Origin of the sequence: Curtobacterium flaccumfaciens UCD-AKU (assembly GCF_000349565.1) — a bacterium.
GTDB lineage: Bacteria > Actinomycetota > Actinomycetes > Actinomycetales > Microbacteriaceae > Curtobacterium > Curtobacterium poinsettiae.
Genome location: NZ_KB714628.1, coordinates 391,251 through 398,181 on the forward strand (window position 1 = coordinate 391,251; position 6,931 = coordinate 398,181).

The following is a 6,931-nucleotide window of genomic DNA, read 5'->3' on the forward strand; positions in this document are numbered from 1 at the left end:
CGAGCGGCGCGGAGGCGCGGTGCGGGCCGCGCTCGGCCGTGCGGTGGTCGCCACCTCCGCGTCAGGCGACCTGGTGCGAACGAAGGGCCACAAGCCTCCCGTTCACGTGCGCGTGAACGGGACGGAGACGATCCGGTCGTCCCCGCTCGACGGCGTCCCGCGGCCGTCGGTGTTGTTCGTGACGAACCAGAGCGTGTCCGACGGCCCCTCGAGCACCGTCCGGATGCGGCCGAAGTCACCCGCGAAGTACTCGGTCGCGGTGCCGGGCTCGTCGGCGGGGACCGCCCGGAGCACCTCGCCCCGCAGGTTCGCGACGAACACGGTGTCGTCGACGACGGCGAGGCCGCTCGGGGACGCCTCGTCGGTGGACCACTGCTGCACAGGGTCGACGAAGCCCTGGTCCTGGCCGCCGGTGCCCTCGACCTCGGGCCAGCCGTAGTTCGACCCGGGTTCGATGACGTTGAGCTCGTCGTGTGTGTTCTCGCCGAACTCCGACGCGAACATCGTGCCGTCCGACGACCACCCCATGCCCTGCACGTTGCGGTGTCCGAGGCTCCACACCGGTGACCCGTCGATCGGGTTGTCGGCGGGGACGTCGCCGTCCGGGGTGAGCCGCAGGATCTTGCCCGCGAGCGAGTCCTCGTCCTGCGCGTCCGTGCTCGCACCGGCGTCCCCGACGCTCGCGTAGAGCATGTCGTCCGGGCCGAACGCGATCCGGCCGCCGTCGTGGAACGAGTTCTTCGGCAGGCCGTCGATGATCGTCGTCGCCTCGCCGAGCCCCCACGACCCGGTGTCCCCGGTCAGCTCGTACCGCTGGATCCGGTTGCCGTCGTCGGCCGTGGAGTACACGAACAGGTCGTCGTCGTGCAGTGCGAGCCCGAGCAGTCCTCCCTCGCCGCCGTGGCTGACACCGTCGACGGTGCCGACCTGGCGGGTGGTGCCGTCGGACCGCAGCTCGAGCACCCGGGCCGAGTCGCGCTCGCTGACCAGCGCGTCGCCGTCGTCACCGGTCAGGACCACCGACCAGGGGGCCTCCAGGCCGGTGACCACGTCGGTGGTGTCACCGTCGAGCGCCACCTGCCCGGCCGACAGGTCGGCGGGTGCGGTCGCGCGCGCCGACGGCGAGCCGCCGCGATCGGACCCGTCCTGCTCCGTTCCGTCGCTGCTCGTGCAGGCGGTGAGGGCCAGCGCCGCGACGGCGGCGAGGCCGGCCACCGACCAGAGGCGGCGGCTGCGGGGCGTTCCGGCGGGTGTGTCCACGATGATCCTCCCGGGGTCGTTGGTCGATCACACACGCTGCGTTCGGGAAACCCCTGAGGGGGTCTGTCGGCACCTCCCGACGGTGCGCACGGCGGCCTACCGTCGTCGGCATGCAGATCGAACCGAAGCAGCCGACCGTCAAGAACCCGCCCGAGCAGTTCACCGGCGACGTGTACCTCGACGCCATCGCCTCGCCGAAGGAGCCCGGTCAGACGATGACCGTCGCCAAGGTCCGGTTCCTGCCCGGCGCCCGCACCGCCTGGCACTCGCACGCCAAGGGGCAGACCCTGCACGTCACCGAGGGCGTCGCGCGGATGGGCACCCGGGACGGACACGTCATCGAGGTGCAGGCTGGACAGACCGTCACCACGCCGGCCGGCGAGGAACACTGGCACGGCGCGACCCCCACCGACTACATGGAACACCTCGCGATGCTCGAGGCCGCCGACGACCCGGCGACGACCACCACCTGGCTCGAGCACGTGAGCGACGAGGAGTACACCGCATGACCACCATCGCCATCGTCGGGGCCGGCAAGGGCCTCGGCCTCGCCGTCGCCGAGCGCTTCGCCCGCGAGGGCTTCGCCGTCGCCCTGATCTCCCGCAACCAGGACCGCCTGGACGGCCTCGCCGCGGAGCTGCGTGAGCGCGGCCACACCGCAGCCGGGTTCGCCGCGAACGTCCGTGACGGGGACTCCCTGCGCACCGCACTCGAGCGCGCCACCGAGCAGCTCGGCCCCATCGAGGTGCTGCAGTACAGCCCGCTCCCCGCCAAGGAGTACATGCGCCCCGTGCTCGAGACCACGGCGGACGACCTGGTCGGCCCGATCGAGTTCTCGGTCTACGGCTCGGTCAACGCCGTCCGCCAGGTGCTGCCCGGCATGCGCGCGATCGGCCACGGCACGATCCTGTTCGTGAACGGCGGCAGCGCGGTCCGACCGGGCGCCCGCGTCACCGGCACGTCCGTCGCCTTCGCGGCCGAGAGCGCCTACGCGCAGCTGCTGCACGACGCCGTCCGCGACGAGGACGTCCACGTCGGGCAGCTCATCATCCCGTTCGGCATCGACGACGGGCAGCCCGAGCACTCCGGGGAGTCCATCGCCGACCGCCTGTGGGCGATCCACACGGAGCGCGGCGACTTCCGCGCCTACGCGGAGGCGCTGCCCGAGCTCCCGTGAGCGGCATCGAGTGAGCAGAACGCGACGGGTCCGGAGACTCGACCCGTCGCCTTCTGCTCACTCCCTGACGGACTGGAGGCCCGTGGCGACGCCGCCACGGGCCTCCAGTCCGAGCAGCCGCTGGCGGTGGAGCTCACCGAGCAGCACGGTGCCGATCCCGAAGGCGTCGGCCACTTCGTGAGCAGAAGACGTCGAGTCCGAGCAGCCGACTCGACATCTTCTGCTCACCAAGCGAAGCCTCACGCAGCACGCGCGTCAGTGCGCCCGTCGCACCGCCACCCGCCGCCGACCCCGCGACGTCAGCCACGCCCCGGCCGTCACCACGAGGGGCAGGCCGATCGCGAGCAGCGCCAGCACCGGCCAGTCCGGCACGAACGGCATGTGGTTCACCCCGACCGGACTCTCGGTGAACCGCAGGGTCAGGGCGCGGATCGGCAGGAGGCCGAGCAGCGTGCCGATCACCGAGCCGACCGTGGCCAGGATCGCCGCCTGCCAGGTCGACACCCCACGGCGCAGACGCGGAGCGGCACCGATGGCGTCGAGCACCTCGTCGTCCCGACGCCCGTCGGACCGTGCGAGTCCGATCGCCACCGCCGTCGCACCGATGGTCACGGCCGCGGCGAGTGCGAGGACGATCGCCCGGATGAGCGCCTCGTTGTCGGTGGGACCGGCTTCGTACGTGAACGTCGGGCCGCTCCACCGTGCACGGTCGTCGCCGCCGAAGCTCTGCCACGCCGAGCTCAGCTCGTCCGCCTGGGCCGGGTCGAGGTCGTGGGGCAGCGTCGTGACGAGCATGCCGTCGACCACGGGCACGCCGTACTGCTCGGCAGTGGCCTTCGTCATGAAGACGCCGACCTGGATCCGCGGGGTCTGCACGTCGAGCACCGCGGGGATCGAGACGCTGGCCGCCGGTCGGGTGCGCTCGGTGATGGGCTCGCTGTCCCACGTCCGGTCGTGGAACGTGTCGACGCGGACCGCGCCGTCGTGGGCGTACTCGGGCCAGAGCGACACGGCCCGACCCCCCTCGAGTGCGCTCCGGACGGCTGCGGACGGCTGGTGTCCGGTGAGCACGGCGTAGTCGTCGACGGTGCCCGTCCAGATGTGCGGCATCGACGCGCTCGCCGTGTCCAGGTAGTACGAGCAGCTCGTCGTGTCGTTCGCCGGGCAGTCGTACGCGCTCCAGCGGTGCGGGATCGTGACGGTCGAGGGGGTGTCGCCCGGCTGCTCCTGCGTGACACCGAGCACCCGGATGCGGTCCTGGTCGAAGACCCCGGACACCACCTTCGCGGCGTGGGCGGTCAGCTCCGCGTCGTGGCGACCGGTACTGCCGCCGTCCTTCGTCTCGGTCAGCACCTCGGACGTCGCCACCCCGACCGCCGTCGTGTACTCGTACCCGCGGACGTACTGGGCGTGGCTCGACGCACTCCACGTGATGACGACCGAGGCCACGAACACGACGCTCATCACGCTGGCGAGCACCGGCACCGTGCGGACCGGGTTGCGGCGGGCGTCGCGGGCGGCCAGTCGCGCCGACAGACCGGCCCGCGAGGTGAGCCGGGTGACCAGGGCGAGCAGCCACGGTGAGCAGATGGCGATGCCGAGCTGCATCAGGCACGGCCCGAGCGCGACACCGGCACCGACCACCCAGGCCCAGTGGTCGTCCTGCACGGGACGGTCGTTGAGCATGAGCACCCCGACGCCGCAGACCATCGTCGTCAGGGCCCCGAGGACCACGAGCAGCGGCCCCCAGATGCGCCGACGTCGGCGGGCCGGACGGCTGACGGGCACCGGACGGAGCGAACCCCGCAGGGCTGCGAGCACGTTGATCCGGGTGGCCGACCGTGCGGCGACGAGCGCGGAGACGAGCCCGGCGAGCACTCCCGCGGCGGCGATGGACAGCAGCAGGAGCGGCGGCACGTGCAACCCGGGGAACGACACCACGTTGCCGTTGTCGATGAGTCGGTAGGCGAGCACGCCGATCCCGGTGCCCACGGCCACGCCGAGGACCGCGCCGACGAGCCCGAGCACCAGGCCGGACCCGGCGACGATCGTGCGGACGAACCGTCTGTCACCGCCGACGCTCGTGACGATGGCGTACGAGCGGGTGTCCGCCCGGGTGCCGACCAGGAACGCGGCACCGGCGAGCAGGGCGACCTCGAACACCGCGAAGACGCCGAGCAGTGCCATCGCGCCGAGGTACCAGCCGATCGTCGAGCTCATCTGACCGCCGGGGAGCCGGGCGTCCGGCGGGTCGAGCACGACCGGACGCGACTGCACGACGATGCCGTGCGCGTTGAGCTGCCGGATCTCCGACCAGGTCGGGGCGTCCGACGGCAGGTACACGGTGACGTCGGTCAGCCCGACGTCGTCGGTGGTGTCGGTCGTCGAGAGCGTCGTGCCCCAGGGCAGGAAGATGCCCTGCGATCCCGGGTCGGTGCCCAGGTCGGTCATGGTGCCGGTGATCGTGAAGCGCTTGGTGACGGGGTCGGTCAGGTCCACCGTGTCACCGATCCGCGCCCCGAGGCGGTCGAGCGTGGCCGGCGTGACCATGAGCTCACTGCGTGTGGTCGGCCGGGAACCCTCGAGCACGTGCCAGTGACCGTCGAGCGACGGGTCCCAGACGCTGCCCTCGACGGCGGTCAGCCCGACCGGACCCTTCGGCCCCTGGAGCACGACGGGCGTGCTGCCGACCGGGATCGACAGCGCACCGTCGGGCACGTGTGCCAGGACGTTCGCGAACGGGGAGTCCTGGTCCGACTTCGTGACCGGGCTGTTCCGCTTCGAGTCGGTGAACTCCCACTGCACCGGGTCCTGCACCATGCCGGGCAGGTCCGGGCCGGACACCCGCATCTGCGCCGATGCGTGCCCGAGGTCGTGGTCGAGCCGCTCGGTGGAGGTGGCCTGCGTCGACTGCACCACGACGGCGACGGCCGCGAACCCCGCGGTGGGGATCCCGATGAGCGCGATGATCAGTGCCGCGCGGGCTGCCTTCGCGAACGCCAGCCGACGCCCCAGACGGAGCGCCGGTCGGAGGGCGAACGGCGTCCGGGCGGTCCCGGAACGCCGGCCCCGGCTCACGACGCGGTCCGGTCCGTCAGCGCGGTCTCGACGCCCGAGTACACGGTCTCGTCGACGACACGTCCGTCGCGCAGGAACACGATCCGGTCCGCCCAAGCCGCGTGCCGGGCGTCGTGGGTCACCAGGAGGGCGCCGGCTCCAGCGTCGACGTGTCGACGGAGCATGCGGAGCACGACCTCGCCGGTCTGCGAGTCGAGGGCGCCGGTCGGTTCGTCGGCGAGCACGAGTCGACGTTCACCGACCACGCCGCGGGCGATCGCGACGCGCTGCTGCTGCCCGCCGGACAGGTCGTCCGGGTAGGCGTCGGCACGGTGCGACAGCTCGACGTTGTCCAGCGCGAGTTCCGCGGCGCGGCGGGCCTGCGAGGCCTTCCACCCGTCCAGTTCGAGCGGCAGCGCCACGTTCTCGACCGCGGTCAACGAGGGGATCAGGTTGAAGTCCTGGAACACGAACCCGATCAGCCGGCGCCGCAGCGCTGCGAGTTCCCTGGCGGGACGGTCGGAGACGAACGCGCCGTCGATCAGGACCTCGCCGCTCGTCGGCGGCAGCAGGGTGCCGGCGCAGGCGAGCAGCGTCGACTTGCCCGACCCCGAGGTGCCCATCACGGCCACCATCTCGCCGCGTTCGACCCGCAGGTCGATGCCGGCCAGGGCGGTGACGGCCTTGGCGCCGGAGCCGTAGTGCACGCTCACGGCGTCGAGCTGCAGGAGCGGTGCGGCGGTCACCGCGCGCTCCGGGGAGCGGCAGCGGCAGCGGAGGCGTCGGCACTGGCCGGTGCTGCCGGGTGCTCGTCCGGCCGGTACCGCGCCACGCTCGACTCCACGTGGTCGAGCCAGCGCACCTCGGCCTCGGCCTGGAACACCATCGACTCGAGCACGAGCGACCACGCCAGGTCCGTCGACGGGTCGGTGGTCCGCTTCAGCCGCGTCAGGTCCTGCAGGTTCCGGATCGCGGCACCACGCTGCACCTGTACCAGCCGGGCGACGTCGACCCCGGGCACGGTCACGGCGAGGGCGAACTTGATCGCCAGCTCGTCGCGGCCGCGCTTGGCCGGCACGGGCTCGCTGAACCAGCGGGCCACCTCCGCGCGGCCCGCGTCGGTCGCCGTGTAGACGACGTGGCCGTCGTCGTCGGCGTCGCCGCGGGCGACCAGGCCGTCGCGTTCCAGGCGGTCCAGGGTCGTGTAGACCTGGCCGATGTTCAGTGGCCAGCTCCCGCCGGTGCGGTGCTCGAACTCCCCCCGGAGCTGGTACCCGTAACCGGGTCCCCCCACCAGCAGCGCGAGTACGCCCATCCGAACGCTCATGACACTTCCCCTGTCCCGGGCCACCGTGGCCATACCGAGTATGCACATACCCGGTATGCGCACGCAAGCGCGGATCTGGACAGGGCGAAAAACGGACGGGAGGCGCGGTG

6 protein-coding genes are annotated in these 6,931 nt (G+C 72.4%); 2 read left to right on the plus strand and 4 right to left on the minus strand.

From position 1 onward, the window contains the following. Positions 1-102 precede the first annotated feature (102 nt). Positions 103-1,260, minus strand: a complete 1,158-nt coding sequence (locus tag H489_RS31790) for a PQQ-dependent sugar dehydrogenase (RefSeq protein ID WP_017887870.1) — start codon at positions 1,258-1,260, stop codon at positions 103-105. A gap of 110 nt (positions 1,261-1,370) precedes the next feature. On the opposite strand from H489_RS31790, the gene H489_RS31795 reads away from it, so the two are divergent. Next, on the plus strand, positions 1,371-1,769 hold the full coding sequence (locus H489_RS31795) for a cupin domain-containing protein (RefSeq protein WP_017887871.1): 399 nt from the start codon (positions 1,371-1,373) through the stop codon (positions 1,767-1,769). Then, positions 1,766-2,437, plus strand: a complete 672-nt coding sequence (locus H489_RS31800) for an SDR family NAD(P)-dependent oxidoreductase (protein WP_017887872.1) — start codon at positions 1,766-1,768, stop codon at positions 2,435-2,437. Before H489_RS31795 ends, H489_RS31800 begins: the two co-directional genes overlap by 4 nt. 255 nt (positions 2,438-2,692) lie before the next feature. Here the strand turns inward: H489_RS31800 and H489_RS31805 are convergent, their stop codons facing one another. The 3 genes from H489_RS31805 to H489_RS31815 are packed head-to-tail and all read right to left on the minus strand — an operon-like array spanning position 2,693 to position 6,821. Beyond that, complete coding sequence (locus H489_RS31805) at positions 2,693-5,515, minus strand: ABC transporter permease (protein WP_017887874.1); 2,823 nt, start codon at positions 5,513-5,515, stop codon at positions 2,693-2,695. After that, positions 5,512-6,240, minus strand: a complete 729-nt coding sequence (locus tag H489_RS31810) for an ABC transporter ATP-binding protein (protein WP_017887875.1) — start codon at positions 6,238-6,240, stop codon at positions 5,512-5,514. The genes H489_RS31805 and H489_RS31810 overlap by 4 nt, the downstream gene beginning before the upstream one ends. Beyond that, positions 6,237-6,821 (minus strand): PadR family transcriptional regulator, encoded by a 585-nt coding sequence (locus H489_RS31815; RefSeq protein WP_031260139.1) that lies wholly within the window; start codon positions 6,819-6,821, stop codon positions 6,237-6,239. The genes H489_RS31810 and H489_RS31815 overlap by 4 nt, the downstream gene beginning before the upstream one ends. Positions 6,822-6,931 lie beyond the last annotated feature (110 nt).